General features: G+C 69.1%; 18 protein-coding genes. 6 read left to right on the top strand and 12 right to left on the bottom strand.

The window, feature by feature from the left end:
* From HRF36_RS04695 to HRF36_RS04685, 3 genes are all read right to left on the bottom strand, one after another.
* Positions 1–1,260, bottom strand: a complete 1,260-nt coding sequence (locus HRF36_RS04695; protein WP_173206868.1) for an RNA polymerase sigma factor — start codon at positions 1,258–1,260, stop codon at positions 1–3.
* Positions 1,261–1,500: 240 nt separating this feature from the next.
* Positions 1,501–2,856, bottom strand: coding sequence for an MFS transporter (locus HRF36_RS04690; RefSeq protein WP_173206865.1), 1,356 nt, complete (start codon positions 2,854–2,856; stop codon positions 1,501–1,503).
* Positions 2,857–2,944: 88 nt separating this feature from the next.
* Complete coding sequence (locus HRF36_RS04685) at positions 2,945–3,871, bottom strand: proteasome assembly chaperone family protein (protein WP_173206862.1); 927 nt, start codon at positions 3,869–3,871, stop codon at positions 2,945–2,947.
* Positions 3,872–3,957: 86 nt separating this feature from the next.
* Here HRF36_RS04685 and HRF36_RS04680 point away from each other — a divergent pair, with 86 nt between their 5' ends.
* The 3 genes from HRF36_RS04680 (at position 3,958) to sucB (ending at position 8,563) form a co-directional block, all read left to right on the top strand.
* Positions 3,958–5,436 carry a leucyl aminopeptidase gene (locus HRF36_RS04680; RefSeq protein ID WP_173206859.1) on the top strand — a complete coding sequence of 493 codons (1,479 nt, stop codon included), beginning with the start codon at positions 3,958–3,960 and terminating at the stop codon, positions 5,434–5,436.
* 174 nt (positions 5,437–5,610) lie between these two features.
* The gene (gene lpdA / locus HRF36_RS04675; RefSeq protein ID WP_173206856.1) at positions 5,611–6,984 is read left to right on the top strand and encodes a dihydrolipoyl dehydrogenase; all 1,374 of its coding nucleotides are present in this window, start codon (positions 5,611–5,613) and stop codon (positions 6,982–6,984) included.
* Between the two features lie 88 nt (positions 6,985–7,072).
* The gene (sucB, locus tag HRF36_RS04670; protein ID WP_173206853.1) at positions 7,073–8,563 is read left to right on the top strand and encodes a 2-oxoglutarate dehydrogenase, E2 component, dihydrolipoamide succinyltransferase; all 1,491 of its coding nucleotides are present in this window, start codon (positions 7,073–7,075) and stop codon (positions 8,561–8,563) included.
* A gap of 28 nt (positions 8,564–8,591) precedes the next feature.
* Here sucB and HRF36_RS04665 read toward each other — a convergent pair whose 3' ends face one another.
* Positions 8,592–9,944, bottom strand: a complete 1,353-nt coding sequence (locus HRF36_RS04665; RefSeq protein WP_173206850.1) for a hypothetical protein — start codon at positions 9,942–9,944, stop codon at positions 8,592–8,594.
* 122 nt (positions 9,945–10,066) lie between these two features.
* On the opposite strand from HRF36_RS04665, the gene HRF36_RS04660 reads away from it, so the two are divergent.
* Positions 10,067–10,789, top strand: coding sequence for a DUF4191 domain-containing protein (locus HRF36_RS04660; RefSeq protein ID WP_173206847.1), 723 nt, complete (start codon positions 10,067–10,069; stop codon positions 10,787–10,789).
* Positions 10,790–10,867: 78 nt separating this feature from the next.
* On the opposite strand, the gene HRF36_RS04655 is transcribed toward HRF36_RS04660, so the two are convergent.
* Positions 10,868–11,311 (bottom strand): RDD family protein, encoded by a 444-nt coding sequence (locus tag HRF36_RS04655; RefSeq protein ID WP_043592664.1) that lies wholly within the window; start codon positions 11,309–11,311, stop codon positions 10,868–10,870.
* Positions 11,312–11,448: 137 nt separating this feature from the next.
* Here HRF36_RS04655 and glnA point away from each other — a divergent pair, with 137 nt between their 5' ends.
* The gene (gene glnA, locus HRF36_RS04650; protein WP_123517913.1) at positions 11,449–12,873 is read left to right on the top strand and encodes a type I glutamate--ammonia ligase; all 1,425 of its coding nucleotides are present in this window, start codon (positions 11,449–11,451) and stop codon (positions 12,871–12,873) included.
* 189 nt (positions 12,874–13,062) lie between these two features.
* Here the strand turns inward: glnA and HRF36_RS04645 are convergent, their stop codons facing one another.
* The 5 genes from HRF36_RS04645 to HRF36_RS04625 form a co-directional block, all read right to left on the bottom strand.
* Complete coding sequence (locus tag HRF36_RS04645) at positions 13,063–14,493, bottom strand: UDP-glucose/GDP-mannose dehydrogenase family protein (protein WP_173206844.1); 1,431 nt, start codon at positions 14,491–14,493, stop codon at positions 13,063–13,065.
* Positions 14,494–14,548: 55 nt separating this feature from the next.
* Positions 14,549–16,129, bottom strand: a complete 1,581-nt coding sequence (locus HRF36_RS04640) for a glycoside hydrolase family 26 protein (protein WP_173206841.1) — start codon at positions 16,127–16,129, stop codon at positions 14,549–14,551.
* Positions 16,122–17,708 carry a glycosyltransferase gene (locus HRF36_RS04635; protein WP_173206838.1) on the bottom strand — a complete coding sequence of 529 codons (1,587 nt, stop codon included), beginning with the start codon at positions 17,706–17,708 and terminating at the stop codon, positions 16,122–16,124. The genes HRF36_RS04640 and HRF36_RS04635 overlap by 8 nt, the downstream gene beginning before the upstream one ends.
* 505 nt (positions 17,709–18,213) lie before the next feature.
* On the bottom strand, positions 18,214–21,159 hold the full coding sequence (locus HRF36_RS04630) for a bifunctional [glutamine synthetase] adenylyltransferase/[glutamine synthetase]-adenylyl-L-tyrosine phosphorylase (protein ID WP_173206835.1): 2,946 nt from the start codon (positions 21,157–21,159) through the stop codon (positions 18,214–18,216).
* Positions 21,160–21,180: 21 nt separating this feature from the next.
* Positions 21,181–22,518: a glutamine synthetase family protein gene (locus HRF36_RS04625; RefSeq protein WP_123517920.1), complete on the bottom strand. Its 1,338-nt coding sequence runs from the start codon at positions 22,516–22,518 to the stop codon at positions 21,181–21,183.
* Positions 22,519–22,555: 37 nt separating this feature from the next.
* Here HRF36_RS04625 and HRF36_RS04620 point away from each other — a divergent pair, with 37 nt between their 5' ends.
* Positions 22,556–24,337, top strand: a complete 1,782-nt coding sequence (locus tag HRF36_RS04620; protein ID WP_173206832.1) for an NAD+ synthase — start codon at positions 22,556–22,558, stop codon at positions 24,335–24,337.
* A 36-nt stretch (positions 24,338–24,373) separates the two neighbouring features.
* Here the strand turns inward: HRF36_RS04620 and HRF36_RS04615 are convergent, their stop codons facing one another.
* Positions 24,374–24,547: an SPOR domain-containing protein gene (locus HRF36_RS04615; protein ID WP_123517922.1), complete on the bottom strand. Its 174-nt coding sequence runs from the start codon at positions 24,545–24,547 to the stop codon at positions 24,374–24,376.
* A gap of 81 nt (positions 24,548–24,628) precedes the next feature.
* A complete protein-coding gene (locus tag HRF36_RS04610) occupies positions 24,629–26,113 on the bottom strand; it encodes a VCBS repeat domain-containing M23 family metallopeptidase (RefSeq protein ID WP_173206829.1) in 1,485 nt (494 codons plus the stop codon).
* Positions 26,114–26,135: the final 22 nt, after the last annotated feature.

Below are 26,135 nucleotides of genomic sequence, written 5' to 3'. Positions count from 1 at the left end.
TTACTCGAGGTAGTCGCGAAGCGACTGCGAACGCGACGGGTGGCGGAGCTTCGCCATCGTCTTGGACTCGATCTGGCGGATGCGCTCTCGCGTCACGCCGAACGTGTCACCGATCTGGTCCAGGGTCTTCGGCATGCCGTCACCGAGCCCGAAGCGCATACGGATGACTCCGGCCTCGCGCTCGGAGAGGCTGTCGAGCAACGACTCGAGCTGTTTCTGCAACATCGTGAAGCCGACGGCGTCGGCAGGGACGACCGCCTCGGTGTCCTCGATGAGGTCACCGAACTCGCTGTCACCGTCCTCACCGAGGGGCGTGTGCAGTGAGATGGGCTCGCGACCGTACTTCTGGACCTCGACGACCTTCTCGGGCGTCATGTCGAGTTCGCGCGAGAGTTCTTCGGGCGTGGGTTCACGTCCGAGGTCTTGCAGCATCTGCCGCTGGACCCGCGCGAGCTTGTTGATGACCTCGACCATGTGCACCGGGATGCGGATCGTGCGGGCCTGGTCGGCCATGGCCCGCGTGATCGCCTGACGGATCCACCACGTGGCGTAGGTCGAGAACTTGAAGCCCTTGGTGTAGTCGAATTTCTCGACGGCACGGATCAGGCCCAGGTTGCCCTCTTGGATCAGGTCGAGGAACTGCATGCCGCGACCGGTGTATCGCTTCGCGAGGCTGACGACGAGTCGGAGGTTGGCTCCCAACAGGTGGCTCTTGGCGCGCTGACCGTCGCGGGAGACCCACCGCAGTTCACGTTCGAGCTCGCGGCTGAGGCCGGTGCTGTTGGCGAGTTTGTCGTCGGCGAAGAGACCCGCCTCGATGCGCATGGCGAGCTCGACCTCTTCGGCCGCGTTCAGAAGGGCGACCTTGCCGATCTGCTTTAGGTAGTCCTTGACCGGGTCGGCGGTCGCACCGGTGATGGTGGTCGAGTAGACCGGCATCTCGTCGTCGTCGTCCTGGGAGATGACGAGCGCACCGGTCGGCAGGATCTCGGGGGTCGACTTCGCTCCGTCGCCGTCCGCGTCGTCCGTGACGGCCGCATCGACGGCGGCCTCGGGGTCGACCTCGTCGTCGGCCGGTTCGGCCGCAGCAGCCTTCTTGGCGGCGGCCGTCTTGGCGGGGGCCTTGGTCGCCGCCTTCTTGGCCGGAGCCCGCTTGACCGGTGCCTTCTTGGCGACCGGGGTCGTGGTCTCGGCCTCGACGGCCGTGTCGTCGGTCACGGCCTCGTCGGGGGCCGTGGTCGCTTTGTTGCGTGTAGCCATGCGAACACCTTTCAGTTCTCGGTACGTTCCGGACCGGACGCGATCGTCGCGTTCACGTGCGCCGGTGGGGACGTCGACCGGCACTGGGCGTCGGCCGAATTCGGGCAGTACGAGGACCCATGTCAAGTCCTCGATCGAGAGCGCGTCGACGGTGTCGACTCGTGAACTCGATCGGTGGACTTGAACGGGTCCGTTTCCCATTATTGCACGTCCGGCAGGCGCCGGACGACACGAGAGACCTCAGTCGGGGTCCACCCGTCGGGTGCGGCGGCGTGTCGCCTGCCACCGCCTGTTGAGGGCAACCCAGAGCGGGGCCACCTCTATTCCTTCTTCGAGGCGCAGGCCCCGGCGGGTCCGCCGCCGCTCGACGAGCAGGGCCACCACGCCGCCTCCGACCACCACGTACTGCACGAGCAGCGCGATGCGGAACGACTCGAACGCGAACAGGTCGCTCGTCTGCCCGGAGGCGATGCGGGCAGCGTCGAGCCGGTCGAGCACGACGCCGATGAGGAACATCATGACGAAGCTCGCCAGGAAGCCACCGACGTTCACCACGCCGTTGGCGACACCGAGGCTGCGGAGTGGGTTGAAGGTCCGCGCGAAGTCGAAGCCGATCAGGGAGCCCGGCCCACCCACGCCGAGGGCGACGACGAGCACGTAGGCGAGCCAGTGCGGCGGCGTGCCGGGCCAGGCCAGCAGCGTCGTCCAGACCACGCCGAGCACGGTGACGATGCCGAGGACGAGGTTGGACCGTCGCATCGGGTACCGAGCGACCAGCACACCGAGGACGGGTCCCGCGACGACGCCCGACAGCACGAGCAGCGTGAGCATGCCCGAGGCCTCGCCGGTCGAGAAGCCGAGACCGCCCACGAGGAGCGGCACGCCCCACAGCAGACTGAAGACGGTGCCCGACGACTGCGTCACGAAGTGCGACCAGAACCCCAACCGGGTACCCGGACGCCGGACGCTCTGCCCGAGTTGCCGAGCCGCGTCGGCCCAGGTGACGACCGCCTCCGACCGGACACGACCGGACGGCGACTCTTTCACGACCAGCACGACGACCACTGCGGCCACGACCGACAGGGACGCGGCGCTGATGAAAGCGGGCCCCCACCCGGCACCGTGGAGAACGATCGACAGCGGCACGGCCGACAGCACCTGGCCGAGTTGACCGACGTTTCCGGTCCACTGCGACACCTGCGGAAGGACGGGTCCCCGGAACCACGACGGCAACAGGCGGATCACGGAGATGAACGTCATCGCGTCACCCGCCCCGACGAGCACGCGACCGACGACGGCCACGCCGATGGTCGGCGGCGAGAGTGCCACGACGAGTTGCCCCGCGGCGAGCAGGACCGCCCCGGCGACGATCAGCCTCTTGGGTCCCACCCGGTCGAGCAACACGCCGACGGGGATCTGCAGTCCGGCGTAGACGACGAGTTGGACGACGGCCAGCGTCGACAGGGTCGAGGCCGAGACGCCGAAGAGGTGCTGGGCCTCGACGCCCGAGACTCCGAGCGACGACCGCTGAAGCACGGCGACGACGTACGCGAAGACGGCGGCACCCCAGACGAGCCAAGCGCGTGCGGAATTCACCCCGCGACCCTAGCCGACCGGGGGCTGGTCGCCGGCCCGTGCCTCCTGCGCTCGACGATCGGGACGGACCCGGGAGGTGCGGTGCCGGTCAGGAGCGGTCGTCGCCCTCGCCGTCGGCCCGGCGCGTGGCGAGGAACTTCTCGAGCTCGGCCGCCAGGGCGTCGGCCGAGGGCACCTGACCGTCTTGATCGGTCAGCGGGGAGGGCAGCGGGTTGCCCTGCATGTAGGTGTCGTGTCGCTCCTCGAGCGTGGCGACGAGTCGGGAGAGCTCGTGGTTGCCGGCGACCTGCTCGTCGACCTTGACCAGGAAGTCCCGACCCTCTTCACGGAGGCGGTCGGTCGGGAAGATCAAGCCCGTGGCGGCGCTGATGCTCGAGAGCGCGGCGACGGCAGCGTCGGGGAACTCGGTGTCGGCCAGGTAGTGCGGCACCAGCAGGACGAAGCCCGTCGTCGGATGCCCCGTCTCGCCCAGGCGGTGCTCGACGAGGTGCAGCGCGTTCGCCGGGGCCTGCGTGACGGGCTTCCACACGGACATGGCCTCGACCAGGTCGGAGCGGTTGCCGCTCACCGTCACCCCGATCGGGCGGGTGTGCGGGACGGGCATGGGGATGGAGTGCACCCAGGTCGTGGTCGAGACACGGTAGCGCTCGACGAGTTGCACGACGGCCGCGGTGAAGCGCTGCCACTGGAAGTCGGGCTCGAAGCCGGCCAGGAGCAGGAACTGCTGACCGAGGTCGTCGCGGACGAGGTAGAGGGACAGGGTCGAGGGTTCGATCTCGGAGATGTGGTCCTGGTCGAAGGTGAACGTGGGCCGACGGGCCCGGTAGTCGAGGAGTTCGTCGGCGTCGAAGGTCGCCACGAGGGTGTGGTCGAGCGTGTCGAGGACGTACTCCGCGAGCTGGCTCACCGCCGAACCGGCATCGGCGAACCCGGTCAAGCCGGCGACGAGCGGCAGTCCCTCGGGCACGGGGTCGGCGTCGGGGGCGAAGTCGTAGAGAGCTGCGGGGTCGTGCATGGTCTCCATGCTAGGCACCGGGCGTCGGCGAGAGGGGACCACGACCACGTGCCGAGAGCGAACACCACGCTCGATACGATGGACCGATGACCGTCGCCACGCTCTCCGTCCTCTCGTCCGATCCGACCGCCGCCGAGGCCGACGTGCTCGTCGTCGGTGTCGTCAAGGGGGCCGACGGCCCCGAGCCCACCCTCGAGGTCGAAGGACTCGCCGAGTCGTTCGCCGCCCTCGGCGTCACCGGTGCCCGTGACGAACTCGTCAAGGTGCCCGGCCACGGCGTCACCGCATCGCTCGTGGCCTTGGTCGGTCTGGGCGACTCGGTCTCCGCCGAGAGCCTGCGCTACGCGGCAGGCTCGGCCGTCCGCCAGCTCACGGCCGTCGACAAGGTCGTCCTGGCGCTGCCCGTCGAGGACGAGACCCAGGCCCTGGCCGCCCTCGAAGGTGCGGCGATCGCCTCGTACGAGTTCGACTCGTTCCGCCACTCCTCGGCCTCCGAGACCCGGCGTCACGCCCGGGACATCGTCCTCGCGACGTCCACGGAGGTGCCCGACTCCGCCCTCGGGCGCGCGTCCGTCGTCGCCGAAGCGGTGCACACCGTCCGCGACCTGGCGACGACTCCGCCGCAGCAGATGTACCCGCAGGCCCTCGCCGACTTCGCGGCGACCCACGCATCGGACGACGCCCTGACGGTGACCGTTCTCGACGAGGACGGCCTCCGCGAGGGCGGGTTCGGGGGGATACTCGGCGTCGGCCAGGGCTCGAGCCGAGCACCCCGACTGGTCAAGGTCGAGTACGCCCCTTCGACTGCCGTCAAGCACCTGGCCCTGGTCGGCAAGGGCATCACCTACGACACGGGCGGACTCTCGCTGAAGCCCGCCGGCAGCATGCTCGGCATGAAGGACGACATGACGGGAGCCGCCACGGTCCTCGCCGTGACGGTGGCCGTCGCGAAGTTGAAGTTGCCGGTCCGGCTGACCGCCTGGCTGTGCGTCGCCGAGAACATGCCGAGCGGCACGGCCATCCGCCCCGACGACGTGCTCACCATCAAGGGAGGCACGACCGTCGAGGTGACGAACACCGATGCCGAGGGCCGGCTGGTCATGGCCGACGGCCTGGTCGCGGCGAGCGAGGAACAGCCCGACGCCATCGTCGACGTGGCGACCCTCACGGGCGCCCAGGTCGTCGCCCTCGGCACGCGTTACGTCGGAGTCATGGGCAACGACGACCTCGCGACCGAGATCGTGTCGCTGGCCGACGCGGCGGGTGAGACGTTCTGGCGCATGCCGCTGGCTGCCGAACTCCGGGCGCGGCTGAACTCCGACGTGGCCGACCTGGTGAACGCGACCCCCGGCAACACGGCCGCCGGCATGTTGCTCGCGGGGGTGTTCCTCAACGAGTTCGTCGGGACGCGCGAGGGGACGTCGACCCCGATCCCCTGGGCGCACCTCGACATCGCGGGCCCGTCCAACAACAAGGGTGGTGGTTTCGGTTACACGGCCAAGGGCTCGACGGGCGTCACGGTTCGCACCCTGATCGAGCTGGCCGACAAGTTTTCTGCTGCGTAGTAGGGTCGAGGGGGCGGGAGAAACCCGCTGAGATCGGTCCCCCGAGAGCATCCATCGACGTGCGTCACGACGACGCCGCCGAACGGTGCGGTCGGTCCGGGGACGGGCGTCGTCGCCACCGCGACGGCCCCGCCTCGGCGTCGGGGCACCGCGGACGCACGAGGGAGTTGCTGGGTGTCGGAACAGAATTTTGACCTGGTCGTGCTCGGTGGCGGGAGCGGCGGATACGCCGCGGCGCTGCGAGCGAGCGAGTTGGGCCTGAGCGTCGCACTCGTCGAGAAGGACAAGCTCGGGGGCACCTGCCTCCACCGAGGCTGCATCCCCACCAAGGCGTTGCTGCACTCGGCCGAAGTGGCCGACGTGTCTCGCGAGTCCGCGAAGTACGGGGTCAACACCGACTTCCACGGCATCGACATCGCTGCCGTGACCTCGTACCGCGAGGGCATCGTCGCCAGCAAGTACAAGGGCCTCCAGGGGCTCGTGAAGGCCCGTGGCATCACGACCGTCGAAGGCGAGGGGAGGCTCACCTCGCCCTCGACCGTCCAGGTCGGTGAGACCACACTGAAGGCCAAGAACATCGTCCTCGCCACGGGGTCGTACTCCCGCAGCCTTCCCGGACTCGAGATCGGCGGCAAGGTCATCACCAGTGAGCACGCCCTCGCTCTGGACCACGTGCCGAACAAGGTCGTCATCCTGGGCGGCGGCGTCATCGGTGTCGAGTTCGCCAGCGTCTGGAAGAGCTTCGGCGTCGACGTGACCATCGTCGAGGCCCTCCCCCACCTCGTTCCCAACGAAGAAGAGTCGATCTCGAAGCAGTTCGAGCGTGCCTTCCGTAAGCGCGGCATCGCCTTCTCGCTCGGCGTCCGGTTCAAGGGTGTCGAGCAGAACGAGGACGGCGTCGTCGTCACCCTCGAGGACGGCAAGACCTTCGAGGCCGACCTCATGCTCGTGGCCGTCGGCCGAGGTCCCTCGACCGCAGGTCTCGGCTACGAGGAGGTCGGCGTCACGATGGACCGCGGCTTCGTCCTGACGAACGAACGCCTCGCGACCAACGTTGCCGGTGTCTACGCCCTGGGCGACATCGTCCCCGGCCTGCAGCTCGCTCACCGCAGCTTCCAACACGGCATCTTCGTCGCCGAGGAGATCGCGGGCCTCAAGCCCCAGGTGATCTCCGACGTGAACATCCCGAAGGTCACCTACTCCGACCCCGAGGTCGCGTCGGTCGGCCTGACCGAGGTCAAGGCGGCCGACCAGTACGGAGCCGACAAGGTCACCAGCTACGACTACAACCTCGCGGGCAACGGCAAGAGCCACATCATCGGCACGAGCGGCTCGGTCAAGGTCGTCCGGCTGGTCGACGGCCCCGTCGTCGGCGTGCACATGATCGGCGCGCGAGTCGGCGAGCTGATCGGCGAGGCACAGCTCGCCGTCAACTGGGAGGCCTACCCCGAAGACGTGGCTCCGTTGATCCACGCCCACCCGACGCAGAACGAGGCTCTCGGAGAAGCGATGCTGGCCCTCGCCGGCAAGCCGCTCCACGCGATGTAGACCCGAGCGCCATCGCTCCTGCCAGCAGGGGCACGCACCACAACCACAGCAACCACAGACACACAATGTCGTCAAAGGAGCCCCACAGATGAGCGAATCCGTCAACCTCCCGGCACTCGGTGAGAGTGTCACCGAGGGTACGGTCACCCGCTGGTTGAAGAACGTCGGTGACCGCGTCGAGGTCGACGAGCCGCTGCTCGAGGTCTCGACCGACAAGGTCGACACCGAGATCCCTTCCCCCGTCGCCGGCGTGATCGAGGAGATCCTCGTCCCCGAGGACGAGACCGTCGAGGTCGGCACCGCCCTCGTCCGCATCGGAGACGGCAGCGCCGCCGAGGCACCAGCCGAGCCCGAGGCACCGGCGGAACCCGAGGCAGCAGCCGAGCCCGAAGCACCCGCCGAGCCAGAGGCCGACGAGCCGGAGGTCGCCTCCGCAGCCGCCCCTGCTCCCGGCGAGGACTCCGCAGCCAGTGCACCCGAGCCCGCCCCGGCGGTGGACCCGGCACCTGCTGCGGTCCAGCAGGACGCGGCCGGGCAGCAGCCCGCCGCCGACCAGCCCGAGGCCAGCCGACCCAGCAGCGAGCAGCCCGCTCCGTCGGCACCCACACCCTCACCGGCGACGGGTTCGTCCGAGTCGTCGGCCCCCGCCACCCCGGCGCCCAGCAGCGGCGCCCCCGTCGGGTACGTGACCCCTCTCGTGCGCAAGCTGGCCAACGAGAAGGGCGTCGACATCTCGACCCTCTCGGGCAGTGGAGTGGGGGGCCGAATCCGCAAGGAGGACGTCCTCGCCGCGGCCGAAGCTGCTGCGTCCGCATCGACGGCGGCACCGGAGTCCTCCGGTCCGGCTCCGATCGAGGTGTCTCCGCTACGGGGTACGACCGTCCCGATGTCGCGCCTCCGCAAGGTCGTCGCCGAACGCGCCGTCCAGTCGATGCAGGCCATGGCCCAGCTCACGAGCGTGGTCGAGGTCGACGTCACCAAGGTGGCGTCCTTCCGAGACGCGAACAAGGGCGCCTTCCTCGAGAAGACCGGCAACAAGTTGTCGTTCCTGCCCTTCTTCACCCTCGCTGCCGCGGAGGCGCTCAAGGCTCACCCGAAGCTCAACGCGACCGTCGACGGTGATTCGATCGTCTACCCAGACCACGAGCACGTGGCCATGGCCGTCGACACCGAGCGTGGCCTGTTGACGCCGGTCATCAAGAACGCGTCCGACCTCGACCTCGCCGGTATCGCTGGCCAGATCGCGGACCTCGCCCAGCGCACTCGCGACAACAAGCTCAAGCCCGACGAGCTGGCCGGGGGCACGTTCACGGTCACGAACACGGGTTCACGTGGCGCCCTCTTCGACACTCCTGTCGTGTTCCTGCCGCAGGTGGCGATCCTCGGGACCGGCATCGTCGTCAAGCGCCCCGTCGTCATCAAGGCTGACGGCTCGGAGTCGATCGCGATCCGGTCGATGGTCTACCTGGCCCTGTCGTACGACCACCGCATCGTGGACGGTGCCGACGCCGCGCGCTTCCTCGTCGCGGTGAAGGACCGTCTCGAGGGCGGCGACTTCGCGTCCAAGCTCGGCATCTGACGCTCGTCTGAGTGAGGCGCGCGACGCCTCAAGAACCGACGAACACGTCGCGAAGACGCCAGCCGGCCTCGGTCCTCATCACGAGGACCGAGGCCGGTTCGCCGTCCGGTCCCCTGGCGTCGAAGAGGACCGACCCACCGGACCGCGTGGACGGCCCGGTCAACTCGAGCACGATCGCCGCGTCGGCAACGCGTGAGGGGTCGTCCAGCACGGCCGCGTCGCGGAGAGCGATCGGTGAGCCCGGTTGGTCGACGGCACGGAGGCAACTGGGCGTGGCGTCCCGCAGGCATTCCCGTCGTGACGTGAGGAGGACCTCGACTGCCACACCGGCGTCCTCGCCGGTGACGGCGGCCTCGATCTCGTCGGCCGTGCTCGTGCTGCCCGACGGACGGGGCGGAGCCGTCGCGGCACCCGGGGACGCCCGGACCGTGCCGCTCGGTTCGACCGCTCCCTCGACCGCCGAGGCCACCTTGTCTGCCTCCCCGTCGTCGCGAGTCATGGAGCTCGGCCACAGGGCGACGGTGGCTCCGACGACCACGACGATCCCGGCCGCGAGAAGTCGGTAGCGCGCTCTGACGGCTCCGAGGCCGGTGAGGACCTGTCTCGGCCCCAGGTCGGGCAGGCGTGCGACCACCCGGTCGAGCGCCTCGCATTCGGGCAGGAACGCGAGCCAGCCCGGCACGACCGGCTCGTCGGCCGGGCACGAGTCCCTGAGGTCTCCGAGGGACTCGTCGACGCCTCCGTCCGTCGGGTCGACGCTCGAGAGCGGGACGGCCTCACCGAGGTCGAAGACCGACTCCACCAGGGAGTCGAAGCTGGACGTGTCCAGGGGCGGTAGGGGAACCTGACGGGCCGGACCGGCCGCCCGCTCGACCATGGCCCGGGCGAACCCCGCCGCGACGGGCAACGACGCGTGTTCCGCGTCGGGCACCGCAGCAGCCGACGACAGGCCCACCACGACGGGTGCCCCCCGTGCGTCGATCTCGACGTCCTCGACCGCGAGGGTGCTGATCGCCACCCCACGACGGGCGAGGTGCTGGATCGCGCCCAGCACCGGTACGACGAGGGTGACGACCTCGCCCGGCTCCGGACGCCCCCGGGCCGCGAGCCACGAAGCGAGCGGCTCACCGCCGAGGTCCTCGAAGGCCAGCACGAGCTCGCCCGGCGGGCTCGTCAGGACGTCGACGAGGGTCGCGACGTGCGGATGGTCCGCGCGGGCGAAGGCGACCGCCTCGGTGACGGGTCGGGGAGGCGTCGTGCCCGACCCGCGCCTCCTGAGCACGACCCGCGGCCCTCCGGGGGCCTCGGCGACGCACCGCTCGACGTCGCCGTCGAGTCGACGGGAGAGCACGCGGTAGGGGCCGATCGACTCGCTCGTCATGGGTCGATGGTGTCGTCCCGCGGTCGACGGAGTCGGCGGGAAGACGTCGTCTGTCGGCCCTCGCCGGTTTCGACACCCTGGGGAGGAGTCGACAGGACCTCCGACCCCGTATCCTGGTGCACATGGCTCGACGCACGTCCCCCGAGAACACGTCCCCGAAACCGCCGAAGGAACCCGGCCGTTTCAAGCAGATGTGGCAGGTCTTCCAGATGACCCGCCGCATCGACAAGACGGCTCTGCCGATGATGCTGCTGGCGTTCTTCGTGCCGGTGCTGCTCGGTGTGGCCGCAGCGTTGCTGCTCACGGGTGGCAACGTGCTCGCCCTCGTGCTGTACATCGTCGTCGGTGTCATGCTCGGGTTCCTGCTGCTGCTGATCGTCCTGGGCCGGAAGGCCGAGCGTGCGGCGTACTCGCAGATCGAGGGGCAGCCCGGTGCCGTGGGCGCCGTCATGAAGAGCGGTCTGCGTCGTGCGTGGCGGGCGGCCGAGATGCCCGTCGCCGTCCAGGGTCGGAGCCAGGCCGCCGTCTACCGAGCGGTCGGCAAGCCCGGCGTCGTGCTGATCGCCGAGGGCGGTGCCGGTCAGACCCGTCGGCTCGTCGACGAGGAGCGTCGCAAGGTCACGCGCATCCTGCCGAATGTCCCGGTCCACGTGCTCAACGTCGGCCCCGATGCCGATGCGGTGCCGCTGCACAAGCTCGCGGCGCGCATGAACAAGCTCAAGTCCTCCATCAATCGCAACGAGGTGCTCGCCGTGAGCAACCGCCTGCAGTCGCTTGGCCAGAACGGCCTGCCCATCCCCAAGGGCGTCGATCCCTTCAAGGTGCGGTCCGGCCGTCCGCGGTGAGCCCCGGCCCCACCCGCCACGACGTGCCGTGACGACGGTGCCCCTCCTGACCGGAAAGGCACCGTTCTGCGTTCGGGGTCAGACCCGGACGAGCAGCGTCCCGGCGACGCGGTCGTGCAGCCCCCGCTGGTCGAGGTCCCAGACGACGGCCGGGATGACGAGCACGAGCAACACCGACCTCAGCACGGGCCGTCCGACACCGATCCGACCGCCGGCCATCGGCACGAGTCGCATGCCCAGCGCGAGATGACCGAGCGAGCCGCCGAAGAGCACGAGGAAGAGCATCTGCATGAGCAGGAACACCCCGGTGATGGCGAGTCCTTCGCCGCCGAAGAAGAGTGCGGCCACGGCGTAGGCGATCGCCCAGTCGACGGCCAGCCCTGCCACTCGCCGCCCGAGGCGGGCGACGGAACGCGGACCCTTCTCGGGCAACCCGAGTCGCTCGCCGGGCCAGCGCTGCGCACCGTCGTCAGGACCGCCCACCGAGGCGGGTCGGGAAGGAGGCGCGGTGCGATCGGGCATGACCCGAGCCTACCGAGGGGTCAGCCGTAACATGCTCGAAACACGAGGGACACCGCAGCGAAACGGCCCCTCCGTAGCCTCGTCGGAGGCTGCGTACCGCATCCGATCCGTTCCAAGCCCATTGGAGAGACATCTAGATGTTCACTGATTCTTCCGAGGTGCTGAAGTTCATCAAGGACACCGACGTCAAGTTCCTTGACATCCGCTTCACCGATCTCCCCGGTGTCCAGCAGCACTTCAACATCCCCGCCTCCACGGTCGACGAGGAGTTCTTCTCCGTCGGACAGCTCTTCGACGGGTCCTCCATCAGGGGCTTCGCCTCCATCCACGAGTCGGACATGCAGCTCATCCCCGACGTCACGACCGGGTACGTCGACCCGTTCCGCGTCGAGCGCACGCTCGTCCTGGTCTTCGACATCTTCAACCCCCGCAACGGCGAGCTCTACAGCCGTGACCCGCGCCAGGTCGCCAAGAAGGCCGAGAAGTACCTCGCCTCGACCGGCATCGCCGACACCGCGTTCTTCGCCCCCGAGGCCGAGTTCTACATCTTCGACGACGTCCGCTACGAGGTGAAGCAGAACGCCAGCTTCTACAGCGTCGACTCCGAAGAGGGTGCCTGGAACACGGGCCGCGTCGAAGAGGGCGGCAACCTCGCCAACAAGACGGCCTACAAGGGCGGCTACTTCCCGGTCAGTCCGGTCGACAAGACGGCCGACCTGCGCGACGACATCAGCCTGAAGCTGATCGACTCGGGCCTCGAGCTCGAGCGCGCGCACCACGAGGTGGGCACCGGCGGTCAGCAAGAGATCAACTACAAGTTCGACACGATGGTCCATGCCGCGGACGACATCCTCAAGTTCAAGTACATCGTCAAGAACACCGCCGAGCAGTGGGGCAAGGTCGCGACCTTCATGCCCAAGCCGCTCTTCGGCGACAACGGCTCGGGCATGCACACGCACCAGTCGCTCTGGAACGACGGCAAGCCGCTGTTCTACGACGAGAACGGCTACGGCGGGCTCTCCGACCTCGCACGCTGGTACATCGGTGGCCTGCTCAAGCACGCCCCCGCGGTGTTGGCCTTCACGAACCCGTCGATCAACTCGTACCACCGTCTGATCCCCGGCTTTGAGGCGCCCGTCAACCTCGTCTACTCGGCCGGCAACCGCTCGGCAGCCATCCGCATCCCGATCACGGGCACGAATCCGAAGGCCAAGCGCATCGAGTTCCGCGTCCCCGACGCCGCCTCGAACCCGTACCTGGCGTTCGCAGCGCAGCTGATGGCCGGCCTGGACGGCATCCAGAACCGGATCGAGCCGCACGAGCCGGTCGACAAGGACCTCTACGAGCTGCCCCCCGAGGAAGCGAAGAACATCCCCCAGGTTCCGGCGTCGCTCGAGGGTGCGCTCGACGCGCTCGAGGCCGACCACGAGTTCCTGACCAAGGGCAACGTCTTCACCGAGGACCTCATCGAGACCTGGATCGCGTACAAGCGTGAGAAGGAGATCCTGCCCATGGCACAGCGTCCCCACCCCTTCGAGTTCGAGCTGTACTTCGGCGTCTGACCCGACCGCACCGAGAGAGGCCCGCATCCCCCCGGGGGTGCGGGCCTCTCTCGGTGCCGACGTGACGGTCCTCGGGGTGCCGTGCCGCGCCTCCTCGGGGCCGTCGACGACCAGGAGGCGGGGGTGGCGGACGCAGGACGGGCCGCCTCCCGAAGAAAGCGGCCCGTCAGCCCGTGCCCGACGATCCGGTCAGGCGGGTACGGCGGCCGGCGTCAGCGCACGGCGCTGGGCAGGGGTGCGGCGACCACCCAAGGGGCGGACCTCCCACCCGGCGGCCGACCAGACCTCGGCGTCGAGCACGTTGCGCGCGTCGATCACCACGGGGTTCGCGGCGAGCTCGGCGAGCCCGGCGGCATCGGCCCCGACGAACTCGGGCCATTCCGTCAGCAACAGCACCGCGTCGGCGTCCGTCACCGCCTCGGCGGCGGAGTCGGCGAACGACAGCGTCGGGAAGCTGCGCTGGGCCGTCTGCGTGGCCTCGGGATCGACCACGAGGACCTGGGCGCCGCGGAGGTGCAAGGCTGCCGCCACGTTCAGGGCCGGCGAGTCGCGGACGTCGTCGGTGTGGGGCTTGAACGCTGCTCCGAGCACGGCGATGCGTCGGTTGAGCACCGAGCCACCGCAGGCGTCGATCGCTTGGTCGATGACCCGCTGACGTTGGGCCATGTTGATCTCGTCGACCTGCTGCATGAGTCCGACGACCCGGTGCGCGGAGAGTTCGTTGGCCCGGAACATCAGGGCGCGGATGTCCTTCGGGAGGCATCCGCCACCGAAACCGAGGCCCGCGTTGAGGAACTTGCGGCCGATGCGGTCGTCGAAGCCGAGGGCGTCGGCGAGGGTCGACACGTTGGCACCGGCGGCCTCGCACAGCTCGCTGATCGCGTTGATGAACGAGATCTTCGTCGCGAGGAAGGCGTTCGCGCTGACCTTCACCAACTCGGCCGTCGGCAGGTCGCACGAGATGACCGGCGTGCCCGTCGCGATGGGCACCGCGTAGACCTCTCGCATCAAGGCCTCGGTGCGGACGTCGGTGCCTCCGAACACGATGCGGTCGGGTCTCAGGGTGTCCTCGACCGCGTGCCCCTCCCGGAGGAACTCGGGGTTCCACACGAGGTCGGCCGAGACACCGGCGGGGACGACGCCGGCGACGATCTCGCGGAGGTGCGCCGCGGTGCCGACCGGCACGGTCGACTTGCCCACGATGAGGCCGTCGTGGCTCAGCGCCGCGGCCACGTTGCGGGTCGCCTCCTCGACGTACGAGAGGTTCGCGGCATGGCTCCCCCGGCGTTGCGGCGTGCCGACGCAGATGAAGTGCACGTCGCTGAGGGCGACCGCCTCGGCGAGGTCGGTCGTGAACGAGAGGCGGCCCGAGCCGACGTGCTCCACGATGAGCTCGGGCAGGCCGGGCTCGAAGAACGGCACCCGCCCCTCGGCCAGGGCGGCGACCTTGGCGGGGTCGGTGTCGACCCCGATCACGTCGAACCCCATCTCGGCCATGGCCGCGGCGTGCGTCGCGCCGAGGTAACCGGTGCCGATGACACTGATGCGAGGTTTCACGATGGTGTTCTCGGACGACGTCTCGGCGACCGTGGACTCGGGGGTGGTGGGGATTTTCGTCATGATGTGCTCCTGGGGACGAGGGACATGCGGGAGATGAGGACGGGGCGGAGGGCCGTCACGGCGACGGCTGGAGGTCGTAGCCGACGTCACGTCGGGTGATCCCCGCCGTGAAGGCGGCGAGGCTGTCCGTTCGCGAGGTCAGTCGCCAGTCGTTGGTCGAGCGCACGCCGTCGACGACCGTCGTGGCCACGAGATCGAAGTACGAGAACCCGATGATGTCCGCGTTGGCCGGGTCGGCCAGGGCGGTGAACAGCGAGTTGAACCACTGGGCCTTCTCGCTCGTGGCCGTGGGATCCGAGGACCCACCCGTCTCGCTCGCGCCGATCTCGGCGAGCAGGATGTTCTTGCCCGGTGCGATGGCTCGGAGCTGCTTCAGCGTGGCTCCGAAGGTGCTGTCGAAGGTCGGCTTCGACTTGTCGTCGTACGGCGGGCGGTAGTAACCGGACATGCCCACGATGTCGACGTAGTCGGCTCCCGGGTAGAGGCTCGAGAGGAATTCCTGGGTCGTGTGGTTGCTCCCACCGGTCTTGCCGGTCGCGAGACGATCGATGCGCGTGGGCGCCCAGACCCAGGCCACCAGGTCGTTGGCCCCCTGACGCTCGAAGAGGTCGTGGACGTGCTGCCAGGCCTTCACGTAGTCCTCGGGGCCGTTGCCGTTCACGGCTCCCTTGCTGTTGCCGTAGTCCGTGCTCCAGGGGTACCAGGTGCCGTTCATCTCGTGGTCGAACCGCAACCCCAGGGGCATTCCGTTCGCGACGATGTCGTCCGCGTACGTCGAGAGATACGAGTCGAAGCTGCCGTCGATGATCTTCTTCAGGCTGTAGTCGGGCTGCTCGGGCTGGTTGTTGCCGGCCTTGATCGGCTGTGACTCCCAGGTCAGCACGGGCAGCTTGCCGCGGGACCAGGACGACCGGACGGCGTCGGCACGGAACTCCTGATCGAAGCCCTGGAAGTATCCGACCATGTTCGCCTCGGAGCCGACCGCCGCCTCCTGGGCGTCGTAGGTAGCCCAATTGAACGGGGCCTGGTCCGTGAAGAGCCCGAAGTAGCGCGACTCGGGGTCGATGATCGACGCGAGGGAAGGTGTCTGGACCGTGACAGGGCCCGTGCCACCCCCACCGGTCGAACCGGACCCTCCCGACCCGGTGCCGCCAGGGGCACCGCTCCCCCCGCCTCGTCCCCCGGCCGCGGTGCCTGCCGCACCCGAACCCGCTCCCTGGCCCGCGTCCGCGGCGGACTGCGCCTGGGCCAGGGCCGACTCGGCCGAGGCGAGCTTCGCCTGCGCCGCGGTCAGCTGCCCTTCGGACGTCCAGGCCTGCTGCTGCACGTCGGCCAGGGCGGCCTTGCTCTCGGCGAGCTGCTTCTTCGCGGAGACCAGCTGGTCGAGCAGGGCCGAGCGGTCGGCCTTCAACGACGAGACGTTGATCGACGGATCGACCCCCGTGACCTCGGTGACGGCACTCCGCACGATGTTGTCGGACGGCGAGACCCAGATGAGCCACGAGATCATGGCGAGGAGTACGACCACGGCGGTGGCACCGAGCGCCGTCCGCCGGGCATTGCCGTGCGAGGTCGCCCACCAGGCGCCGGACTGCATGTGGACGGGGGTGACGAAGTCCTGCGTCGAGTCAGACAATGAAGAAGACCTCCAGGGCGATGATCGCGGCGCCGATCAGGTACGGGAATCCGGCTTTGGGGTTGAGGTGACGACGTGGAGGCGCGGTGGCGGCCGTCACGGCGGCGACCGGCGCCGGCGCGGTCGACTCCTCCGCTTCGGCGGCCAGAGCCGCCTTGCGGCTCTTGACCAGTACGGCACCGCGGTCGTCCGTCTCGTCGGTCGTCGAGCCGAAGTCGAAGAGGGTGTCGACACCGGGGTCGACCCCGTCACGGAACTGGCGTTCGAGGGCGTCGATCGGGGCCTCCTCGGCCACCTCGTCGATGGCACCCTGCAGCTCGTCGTTCGCCGCGCCTCCTGCATAGGCCCCGGCACGGGTTCCCCAGCCACTGGCGTGACCCATGCGGAAGAACCCGATGACCCGGATGGGCATGAGGAAGAAGGTCGACACGATGATGAACACCGGCAGGCGGAAGAAGTCGGACGGCTTCTCGGCGAGGTGACGCATCTGACGGATCGCCATGCTCAGCACGGACGAGATCACCATCAGGACCACGATGCTGATCAAGCCCGTCTGCACGCCGTACTCCTCGAGGATGCCGCGGTAGAGGTTGACGCCCTGGCCGGTGATGCCCCGGTAGATCCAGCCGCCGATGACGCCCATCAACATGAAGGGCAGCACGATGTCCATCGCGAAGAAGAACGCGAGCAGCGGAGCGTGACCGACCATCCACGGCATCATGCGCAGGGTGTTGTACTGGCTGCCGCGAGCCCACCGCAGCTGCTGCTTGTAGAGCTTCTTGACCTGCAACGGAGCGTCCGTGTAGACGAGGCTCGTGTGCTGGTAGACCGTCCGGTAGCCCTCTTTGAGCGTGAGGTTCGTCAGGGTCCGGTCGTCGCTGACCTCGAGGAAGACCCCCATGAACTTCTCGGTCATGAACTTGTCCATCACCCGCACGAGGATCTCGCGACGGAAAGCGATCGTGCGGCCGGGCAAGCAGCCGATCTGCCCGAGCACGCTCTGCGCGGGCATCGAGTAGAGCGCCCGTGAGTTCTCGAGCCAGTCGGCCCATCGTGTGATCCAGCTCCGCTCGGGTTCGAGGATGCGCTGGCGGGTGGTGACTCCCCCGACGTTCTCCTGGGCGAAGGGCCGCAACAACTCGGAGAGCGTGCCGGGAGTCCAGACCGTGTCGGAGTCGACGAGGACGGTGATGTCGCCCCGGCTCAGCTCGGTGCCGATCATGACGGCGTTGCGCTTGCCCGGAATCGGTGTGTGCACCCATCGGACGAGCGGGCCGAACTCGTCGCAGACGGCCGCGAGCTCGGGGTTGGGTTTGCCGTTGATGACGACGATGATCTCGCCGGGGCCCTGTTCGACCATCCGGCCGATGACGTCGCGGAACAGATCGAGCGGCTCGTCCACGACGGGGACGACGACGCTCGTCGTGCCGCGGAACTCGCCGGTGAACGGACGGTAGCGGCGGGAGAGCAGGACTTTGATGATCCAGAGCACCCAGATGAGGGCGCTGTAGGCGGCGAAGAGATAGATCTCCGGGTATCCGCCCGCCATGGATCGGAGTTGCAGGATGAAGGTCAACACGATGGCCACCTGAGGTGTGAGAAGGGATCGACTTCCGCAACGCTGGGGAACTGGTCTATCGGGTTGAGGGAATTCTCAGTCACCCCCGGGTGCCTCACAAGCACCCCCCGAGCGCGGGGGTTCTCGGTGCCCGTGAGGGGTACAACGAGTCCTGCATGGTGCTGTCGTCCAAAGTGCCGACAAGCGTGCCGAACGCTCGACGGCGAACCATCTGGTTCGGACGCGTCCTCTGACACTGCAGCAGAATCGGCAGCCCCCTCGTCGAAATGCCTGATCAGAGTCACTCAAGCAAGACGATGGAGTCTCGTTGCCCTATGGGCACCGTTCGTCGATCCCGCAACACGGTCACCGCAGCCCCGCATCTGGGTCATCTACCCGAAATGTGACGGACACGCACGAAGGGGTACACGAGCCTTTTATGGGGTACAAAAACATCGCATGAGATCCGCGAGACGGGATCGGTCATCGAAGAACATCCCGGGCGTGTCGTGCGCCGTGACCGAGCTCAGCCGAGGGGTTCAGGTGCCTCGTCGATGCCGTAGAACTCACGCTCGAAGACGGCCCGTGAGCGACGCGTCACGGCGAGGTAGTCCTCTTCGAGGGTCGTCGCCGAGCCCGGCGGGTACTCCATCAACCGCGCGACGCCCTCGAGCTGACGCCGGTCGCGCGGCAGGACGTCCTGCGTACGGGAGGTCCAGAGGGTGACCGCCGAGCGCGCCCTCGAGGCCATGATCCAGGCGTCGTGCAGTCGCTCCGCGTCGTCGGCGGCCACCAGGCCCTCATCCGCGGCCGCCGCGAGGGCGTCCAGGGTGGACGGCGTCCGGAGGCCGGGCACGTCGACCCCGTGCCGCAGTTGGAGCAGCTGGACGAACCACTCGACGTCGCTGAGAGACCCCCGACCCAGCTTCAGGTGACGCGAGGGTTCGGCCCCCTTGGGCAGCCGCTCGGACTCCACCCTGGCCTTGATGCGTTTCACCTCTCGAACCTGCTGCTCGCTCAGCTCTTCGGGGTACCGCACCGAATCGGCGACGGCCATGAAGTCGTCGAGGAGCGCCTCGTCGCCGGCCACGGGCCTGGCCCGCAACAAGGACTGTGCCTCCCATGTCAACGACCAACGCGCGTAGTAGGCGCGGTACGAGGACAACGACCGGACCACCGGGCCGTTCTTGCCCTCGGGTCGCAGGCCGGTGTCGAGGTCGAACGGGACGAGGGCGTCCGAGGTGAGTCGGTTCATCTCGGCGGCCACCGACAGGGCTCGACGATGTGCCGTCTCGTCGCCCTCGCCGGAACGGTAGACGTAGAGGACGTCGGCGTCCGAGCCGAACCCCAGTTCTTCTCCCCCATAGCGCCCCATGGCGATCACGGCGAACTCGAGGTCGCCGGCGTCCCGGCGGGCGAGGGCGAGGGCCCCCGTCACCGACGCCGTGGTCACCGCCGTCAGCCCCCGGGCGAGGGTGTCGATGTCGAGGATGCCGAGGATGCCCCCGACGGCCAGGCGCAGGATCTCGCGACGTCGTGCCTGGCGCAGGACGGTCGCCGCGGCATCCGGCGACCGGTGCCGCGCGAGAGTCGCTGCCGTCTCGTCGAGCAGGCTCGTGAGGGGACGCGCCCGGAGCTCGGCGTCGTTCTCGAGCCAGGCCGCCGCCTCGGGGATGCGTTCGAGGAGGTCGGCCGCGAAGGTCGACGACGACAGGACGGTCGTCAGGCGGTGGGCAGCCCCGGAGGAGTCCCGCAGCATGCGGAGGAACCAGTACGACTCCCCCAGCCCGTCGCTCAGCCGCCGGAACGCGAGCAGCCCGAGATCGGGGTCGGTGCCGTCGGCGAACCATTGCAGCATCGCCGGCAGAAGATGGCGTTGGATGCTCGCTCGTCGGGAGACGCCGGCCGTCAGCGCGGCGATGTGACCGAGCGCGCCTTTCGGGTCGGCGAAGCCGATGGCCGCGAGACGAGCGGTGGCCTGGTCCGAGCTGAGCGCGAGGTCTTCTTCGGGGCGGGCCGCCACGGCCGACAGAAGCGGGCGGTAGAACAGGCGCACGTGCAACGTGCGGACCCGCCGCTTGACCCCCTGCCACAGGTCGACGAGTTGGACCGCGCCCGCCGCGAGGCCGCTGCCACGGGCGAGGACACGGAGGGCGTTCTCGTCGGTCGGCATCAGGTGCGTACGCCGGAGCCGCGTCAACTGGATGCGGTGCTCGAGCAGGCGGAGCACCCGGTAGTCGCGGTCGAACTCGGCGGCCTCGGCCCGTCCGACGTAGCCGCGCACCGCCAGCGCGCCGAGGGCGTCCAGGGTGGATCGTTGGTGCACCCGTTCGTCCGCCTGCCCGTGGACCAGTTGCAGCAGTTGGATGGTGAACTCGATGTCTCGCAGCCCGCCGGGACCGAGTTTGAGCTGTCGGTCGACCTCGTCGGCGGGAATCAGGGCGGTGACCCGTTCACGCATGGCCTGGACCGACTCGACGAAGTTCTCCCGTGAGGCGGCCGACCACACGAACGGAGCGACGGCAGCCACGTAACGCTCACCGAGGTCGACGTCGCCGGCGAGGGGCCGCGCCTTCAGCAGGGCCTGGAACTCCCACCCCTTCGCCCAGCGTTCGTAGTAGGCGACGTGCGACTCGAGCGTCCGGACCAGGGCTCCGTCCTTGCCCTCGGGCCGCAGGTTCGCGTCGACCTCCCAGAGGTCGGGTTCGACGGCGAGGTCGGAGATCGCCCGGGCGGCGTGCATCGCGAGCCGACTGCCGATCTCGACGGCGCGACCGTTCTCGAGCCCGTCGACCCCCTCGGCGACGTAGACCACGTCGACGTCGCTGAGGTAGTTCAGCTCACGTGCACCGGCCTTGCCCATGCCGATGACGGCGAGCCGGGTGCGCTCGACGTCGACGGCGGGGAAGGGGACCTCGCGTCTCGCCACGTCGACGGCCGCGTCGAGGGCGGCACCCGCCAGGTCGGCGAGGGCTGCCGCCACCCGGGGCAGGACCTCGACGGGGTCCTCGGCCTCGAGGTCGTACGAGGCCAGCTGCAGCAGGTGCCGTCGGTACCGCACCCGCAGGGCGACGCGCGCCTCGTCACCGGTCAGCCCGTCCGCGGCGCGACGTACGTCGTCGCGGTACGTCGCGGCCGAAAGCGGCTCGTCGAGCGGTTCGAGCAGGACGGCGGCTTCGGCGGGACGCCGTGCGACGAAGTCCGCGAGACCCTCGGACGCTCCGAGGACCCTCAGGAGGCGCGGGCCGGCCTCGCCGTCGAGCAACTCGACCACGCGAGCACGATCACGCTCGACCGACCGCTCGAGGTGCACCAGGGCCGCATCCGGGTCGGCCACGGTGGCGAACCACGGGACCAGATCGCGAACCTGGGGCACGTCGGCCACGAGGCGGTCGAGCCGGTCCCGCCCGGCTCCCAGGTCGGAGAAGCCGAGCCGTGCCAGCTCGGAGAGACCGGTCGCGGATCGGGGCATGAGGGTGCGGAGGCCGGAAGGCTAGAGGATCTCGAGGTTCGAGCGCAGCTCGAACGGGGTGACCTGTGCCCGGTACTCTTTCCACTCCTGGCGCTTGTTGAGCAACACGTAGTTGAACACTTGTTCGCCCAGGGTCTCGGCGACGAGCTCGCTGCTCTCCATGATCGACAGAGCGTGGTCCAGGCTCGCGGGCAGTTGACGGTAACCCAGGGCACGACGCTCGGCGTCACTCAGACCCCAGACGTTGTCCTCGGCCTCGGCCGGCAGCTCGTAGCCCTCTTCGATGCCCTTGAGGCCCGCCGCGAGCATCAGCGAGAAGGCCAGGTACGGGTTCGCGGCCGAGTCGATGGCGCGGTACTCGACGCGGCTCGAGTTGCCCTTGTTCGGCTTGTAGAGCGGGACCCGGACGAGAGCGGAGCGGTTGTTGTGCCCCCAGGTGACGAAGCTCGGGGCCTCGTCGCCGCCCCAGAGCCGTTTGTAGGAGTTGACGAACTGGTTCGTCACGGCCGTGATCTCGGGTGCGTGCTTGAGCAGCCCCGCGATGAACTGGCGCCCGATGGTCGACAGCTGGTACTCGGCGCCCGCCTCGTAGAAGGCGTTGGAGTCCCCCTCGAAGAGCGACATGTGCGTGTGCATGCCCGAACCGGGGTGCTGGCTGAACGGCTTCGGCATGAACGAGGCGAAGACGCCCTGCTCGATGGCCACCTCTTTGATGACCGTGCGGAAGGTCATGATGTTGTCGGCCGTCGTCAACGCGTCGGCGTACCGGAGGTCGATCTCGTTCTGACCCGGACCCGCCTCGTGGTGGCTGAACTCGACCGAGATCCCGAGGTCTTCGAGCATGCGGACCGAACGGCGTCGGAAGTCGTGGGCGGTGCCGCCGGGCACGTTGTCGAAGTACCCGGCCGAGTCGACCGGCTGGGGGCCGTCGGCACCGAGCTGGGCGCTCTTGAGGAGGTAGAACTCGACCTCGGGGTGGGTGTAGAAGGTGAAACCACGCTCACCGGCCCGGGCGAGGGTGCGCTTGAGCACGTTGCGGGGATCGGCCACGGCGGGCTGACCGTCGGGCGTCGTGATGTCGCAGAACATGCGGGCGGTCGGGTCGACCTCGCCCCGCCAGGGCAGGATCTGGAACGTCGTCGGGTCGGGCTGGGCGAGGACGTCGGCCTCGTACGACCGGGTCAAGCCCTCGATGGCCGAACCGTCGAAGCCGATGCCCTCGGCGAAGGCCCCCTCGACCTCGGCCGGAGCGATGGCGACGGACTTGAGCGTGCCGATCACGTCGGTGAACCAGAGGCGAATGAACTTGATGCCGCGTTCTTCGATCGTACGGAGGACGAAGTCCCTCTGTTTGTCCATGCCACGGCCTTTCTGCTCCGCCACTACGGTAGTGGACATGCCCCGACTCCGCTTGGCGCTCGCGCAGACCAACCCCGTCGTCGGCGACCTCGCCGGCAACTCCGCCCAGATCGTCGAGGCGGCCCGCCGGGCCCACGCCGCCGGCGCCGACCTCCTCGCCGCCGGCGAGATGAGCGTCACCGGGTACCCGATCGAAGACCTCGCCAGTCGACCGAGCTTCTTGCAGGCCAGTCGGCACGCCGTCGAGGTGCTGGCCGAGACCCTCGTGGCCGAAGGCTTGGGTGACCTGCCCGTCGTGGTGGGCCACGCCGACGGCCCCTTCGAACCCCGGCTGTTGGGCACGAGCAACGCCCCGACGGCCATCGCGAAGAACTGCGCCAGCGTCCTGCAGGGCGGGCGTGTCGTGACGACCACCGCCAAGTACCACCTGCCGAACTACTCGGTCTTCGACGAGTACCGCGTGTTCATCCCCGGCGACGAGTTGCTCGTCGTCCGCGTCGCGGGGGTCGACGTCGCCCTCGTGATCTGTGAGGACCTCTGGCGGGACGGTGGGCCGGTCGAGCGCGTCTTGCACGCCGACGCGGGCCTGCTCGTCGTGATCAACGCGAGCCCGTTCGTCCGCGACAAGGACGAGGTGCGCCTCCCGCTCGTCACCCGACGGGCGGTGGAGAACGACACCCTGGTGGCCTACGTCAACATCGTCGGTGGTCAGGACGACCTGGTCTTCGACGGTGACAGCGTCGTCGTCGACGGCAGCGGGGCGATCCTGGCCCGGGCGCCCCAGTTCGACGACCACCTGCTCGTCGTCGATCTCGACCCCGAACCGGCGACCGACACCGAGCTGCCCGAAGGCATCCGCCGTGTCGAGCTCGACTCTCCGCCGCGGGTGACCGTTGACGGTGCGGAAGGCTCCGCGGTCGAGACGCCCCGTGCCTCGTCGTCCGCGATCGAGCGGGACGTCGCCGAGCTTCCCGACGACCGCCAGCAGCTGTGGAACGCCCTCGTGGTCGGCACGCGCGACTACGTGCGGAAGAACGGTTTCCGCAGCGTGATCCTCGGCCTCTCGGGTGGCATCGACTCGGCCGTCTGCGCGGCCATCGCCGCCGACGCGATCGGAGCCGACGCCGTGTACGGAGTCTCGATGCCGAGCCAATGGTCGAGCGAGCACAGCCGCAGCGACGCCGACGACGTCGCGGAGCGGATCGGCGTGCGGTACTCGACCGAGCCGATCGCCGATCTCGTGGCGCCGTTCGAGAGCCAGTTGCATCTGACCGGCCTCGCGGCGGAGAACGTCCAGGCCCGCGCCCGGGCCCTCGTGCTGATGGGACTGTCGAACCTGCACGGCCATCTCGTGCTCACCACGGGCAACAAGACCGAGTTGGCCGTGGGCTACTCGACGATCTACGGCGATTCCGTCGGTGGCTTCGCGCCGATCAAGGACGTCCCCAAGACGATGGTCTGGGAACTCGCCCGGTGGCGGAACGCGCACGCCGAGTCGAGGGGCGAGACGGCGCCGATCCCCGAGAACTCGATCACCAAGCCTCCCTCGGCCGAGCTGCGCCCGGACCAGAAGGACGAGGACTCCCTGCCACCCTACGAGGTGCTCGACGGCATCCTCGAGGGCTACGTGACGAACGCGCTCGGGGCGGCCGACGTCGTGGCGCTCGGCTACGACGCCGACACGGTGGCCGAGATCACGAAACTGGTGGACCGGTCGGAGTGGAAACGCCGACAAGGGGCGATCGGCCCGAAGATCTCGGGCATGGCCTTCGGCCGCGACCGTCGTCTGCCGATCACGTACCGGCCGACGACGGTCTGAGGCCCGGGCGACCCGTCGACGGGATGCCGGAGCCGATCAGGCGTCGGCGGCCTCTTCGGCGTCGAGAGCGGCGTTTCGGGCCTTGATCGTCTCGATCGCCTTCGCCGCTTCGTCGCGCGTGGCGTAAGGCCCCGCGCGGTCCACGGCAGGCGAGACCTTGCCCTCTTCTACCTCGTGCGTCTTCGTGTTGAACCAGAACTCTGTCGTCATGGATGCAGGCTACTGCGCGGCGACCGGAGCAGCAGCCGCCCGGAACGCCCGGGCAGGGCGGCGACCACCGACCGGAACGGCTCAGCGCACGACGAGGAGGCGCGGGTCGACGCTCGCGAACGCGAGTTGCTGCCAGGACGAGACGGCACCCGACGACGACCGCCAGACACCGGCCTTGAGGTCCGCGTAGTGGACGTCCGCACGCCCGTCCCCGTCGAGATCACCCAGCTGGAGTCGCTCGGGTGGGACACCCGCGGAGACCCGGCTCAGCCACGAGGCCACTCCACCGCTGGACACATACCACCGACCGTCGGCGCGGTTCGCCCAGAAGACGTCGGCACGCCGGTCACCGTCGAGGTCGGCCAGGTCCATCTCGGCCATCGGGACGCCGGCGGACGCCATGGTGCGCCACGGTGTCTTGGCCGACGAGGCCGTCCACCAGGCCCCCGTCGGATGCGCCCAGAAGACGTCGTCGCGGCCGTCGCCGTCGAGATCGGCGATGCGGATGTCGGTGTTGGGCACGTCGGAGGCGGTGGTCACCCAGGGAGAGGTCCCTCCGTACGACACCTGCCACGTCTGCTTGGCGGAGTTGGCCCAGAACACGTCGGCGCGCCCGTCCCCGTCGAAGTCGCCCAGCTGCAGTTCGTGACCCGGTGCCTCGCGGGCACCGTTGATCCGGACCCAGGACGAGACGCCGCCGGAGGAGATGCGCCACGAACCGTCGGCCGACGGCCAGAAGACGTCGCTGCGGCGGTCGCCGTCGAAGTCGGCGAACTGGAAGAGGCTCGTCTCGACGTTGCCCGACGCGAGTGACCGCCAGTTGGACGTGCCACCGTCCGAGGCCCACCATTGTCCGTTCGGGTTGCCGTAGAAGACGTCGGCACGACCGTTGCCGTCGAAGTCCGTCGAGTTGGCCGTCCTCGGCAGACCGCAGCCGGCGTAGAGCCCGAAGCCCGCCGTGTCGGGGCACGAGTCCGCCGCGTTCGGGATCTTGTCTCCGTCACGGTCGGCGAGACCGTCGCCCAGGCCCGGGAAGTTCCAGCCGATGGGAGTGCCGACCGTGACGTTCCGGCCGCAGGTGAAGTAGGAGTTGAGACCGTCCTGGACGGCTCCGCCCACGCGGACCTCGAAGTGCAGGTGGACCCCGGACGACGCCCCGGTCGACCCCATCGAACCGAGGGCCTGCCCCTGGCTCACGCCCTGCCCCGGAGTCACGGTGGTCGAGTTCACGACGAGGTGGGCGTACCGGGTCGTGTACCCGGCGGCGTGCTGGAGGACCACCTGTGTGCCGTAGCCCGTCGTGGCTGTCGACTGGGTCACCGAGACCACCGTGCCGGCGGCCGCGGCCACCACCTGCCCGCCCGCCAACCGGGCGATGTCGGTCCCCGAATGCGTGTCGTTCGCGCCGCAGTGACTTCCCACGGTGCCCGTGATGCGTCCCGTCGCCGGGACGATCATCGCGCCGGTCGCCGCTTCGGCGGACGACGTCACCGCCACCGTTCCACCGACGAGCGCCAGCGTGGCCGCCACGGCGACCACGGCCCTCCTGATCCTGTTGCGTCCCACGTCGTCCCTCGTCCTCGTTGTC

It is taken from the genome of Frigoribacterium sp. VKM Ac-2836, assembly GCF_013248995.1.
Classification (GTDB): Bacteria; Actinomycetota; Actinomycetes; order Actinomycetales; family Microbacteriaceae; genus Frigoribacterium.
This window is presented reverse-complemented; position numbering and strand designations above follow the sequence as displayed.

Excerpts from the sequence above, each read along its gene's own strand:
- HRF36_RS04615 (WP_123517922.1), bottom strand. The coding sequence starts at position 24,547 with ATGACGACAGAGTTCTGGTTCAACACGAAGACGCACGAGGTAGAAGAG.
- sucB (WP_173206853.1), top strand. The coding sequence starts at position 7,073 with ATGAGCGAATCCGTCAACCTCCCGGCACTCGGTGAGAGTGTCACCGAG.
- HRF36_RS04680 (WP_173206859.1), top strand. The coding sequence starts at position 3,958 with ATGACCGTCGCCACGCTCTCCGTCCTCTCGTCCGATCCGACCGCCGCC.
- HRF36_RS04645 (WP_173206844.1), bottom strand. The coding sequence starts at position 14,493 with ATGACGAAAATCCCCACCACCCCCGAGTCCACGGTCGCCGAGACGTCG.
- HRF36_RS04695 (WP_173206868.1), bottom strand. The coding sequence starts at position 1,260 with ATGGCTACACGCAACAAAGCGACCACGGCCCCCGACGAGGCCGTGACC.
- HRF36_RS04620 (WP_173206832.1), top strand. The coding sequence starts at position 22,556 with ATGCCCCGACTCCGCTTGGCGCTCGCGCAGACCAACCCCGTCGTCGGC.
- HRF36_RS04685 (WP_173206862.1), bottom strand. The coding sequence starts at position 3,871 with ATGCACGACCCCGCAGCTCTCTACGACTTCGCCCCCGACGCCGACCCC.
- HRF36_RS04655 (WP_043592664.1), bottom strand. The coding sequence starts at position 11,311 with ATGCCCGATCGCACCGCGCCTCCTTCCCGACCCGCCTCGGTGGGCGGT.
- HRF36_RS04630 (WP_173206835.1), bottom strand. The coding sequence starts at position 21,159 with ATGCCCCGATCCGCGACCGGTCTCTCCGAGCTGGCACGGCTCGGCTTC.
- HRF36_RS04660 (WP_173206847.1), top strand. The coding sequence starts at position 10,067 with ATGGCTCGACGCACGTCCCCCGAGAACACGTCCCCGAAACCGCCGAAG.
- HRF36_RS04665 (WP_173206850.1), bottom strand. The coding sequence starts at position 9,944 with ATGACGAGCGAGTCGATCGGCCCCTACCGCGTGCTCTCCCGTCGACTC.
- glnA (WP_123517913.1), top strand. The coding sequence starts at position 11,449 with ATGTTCACTGATTCTTCCGAGGTGCTGAAGTTCATCAAGGACACCGAC.
- HRF36_RS04625 (WP_123517920.1), bottom strand. The coding sequence starts at position 22,518 with ATGGACAAACAGAGGGACTTCGTCCTCCGTACGATCGAAGAACGCGGC.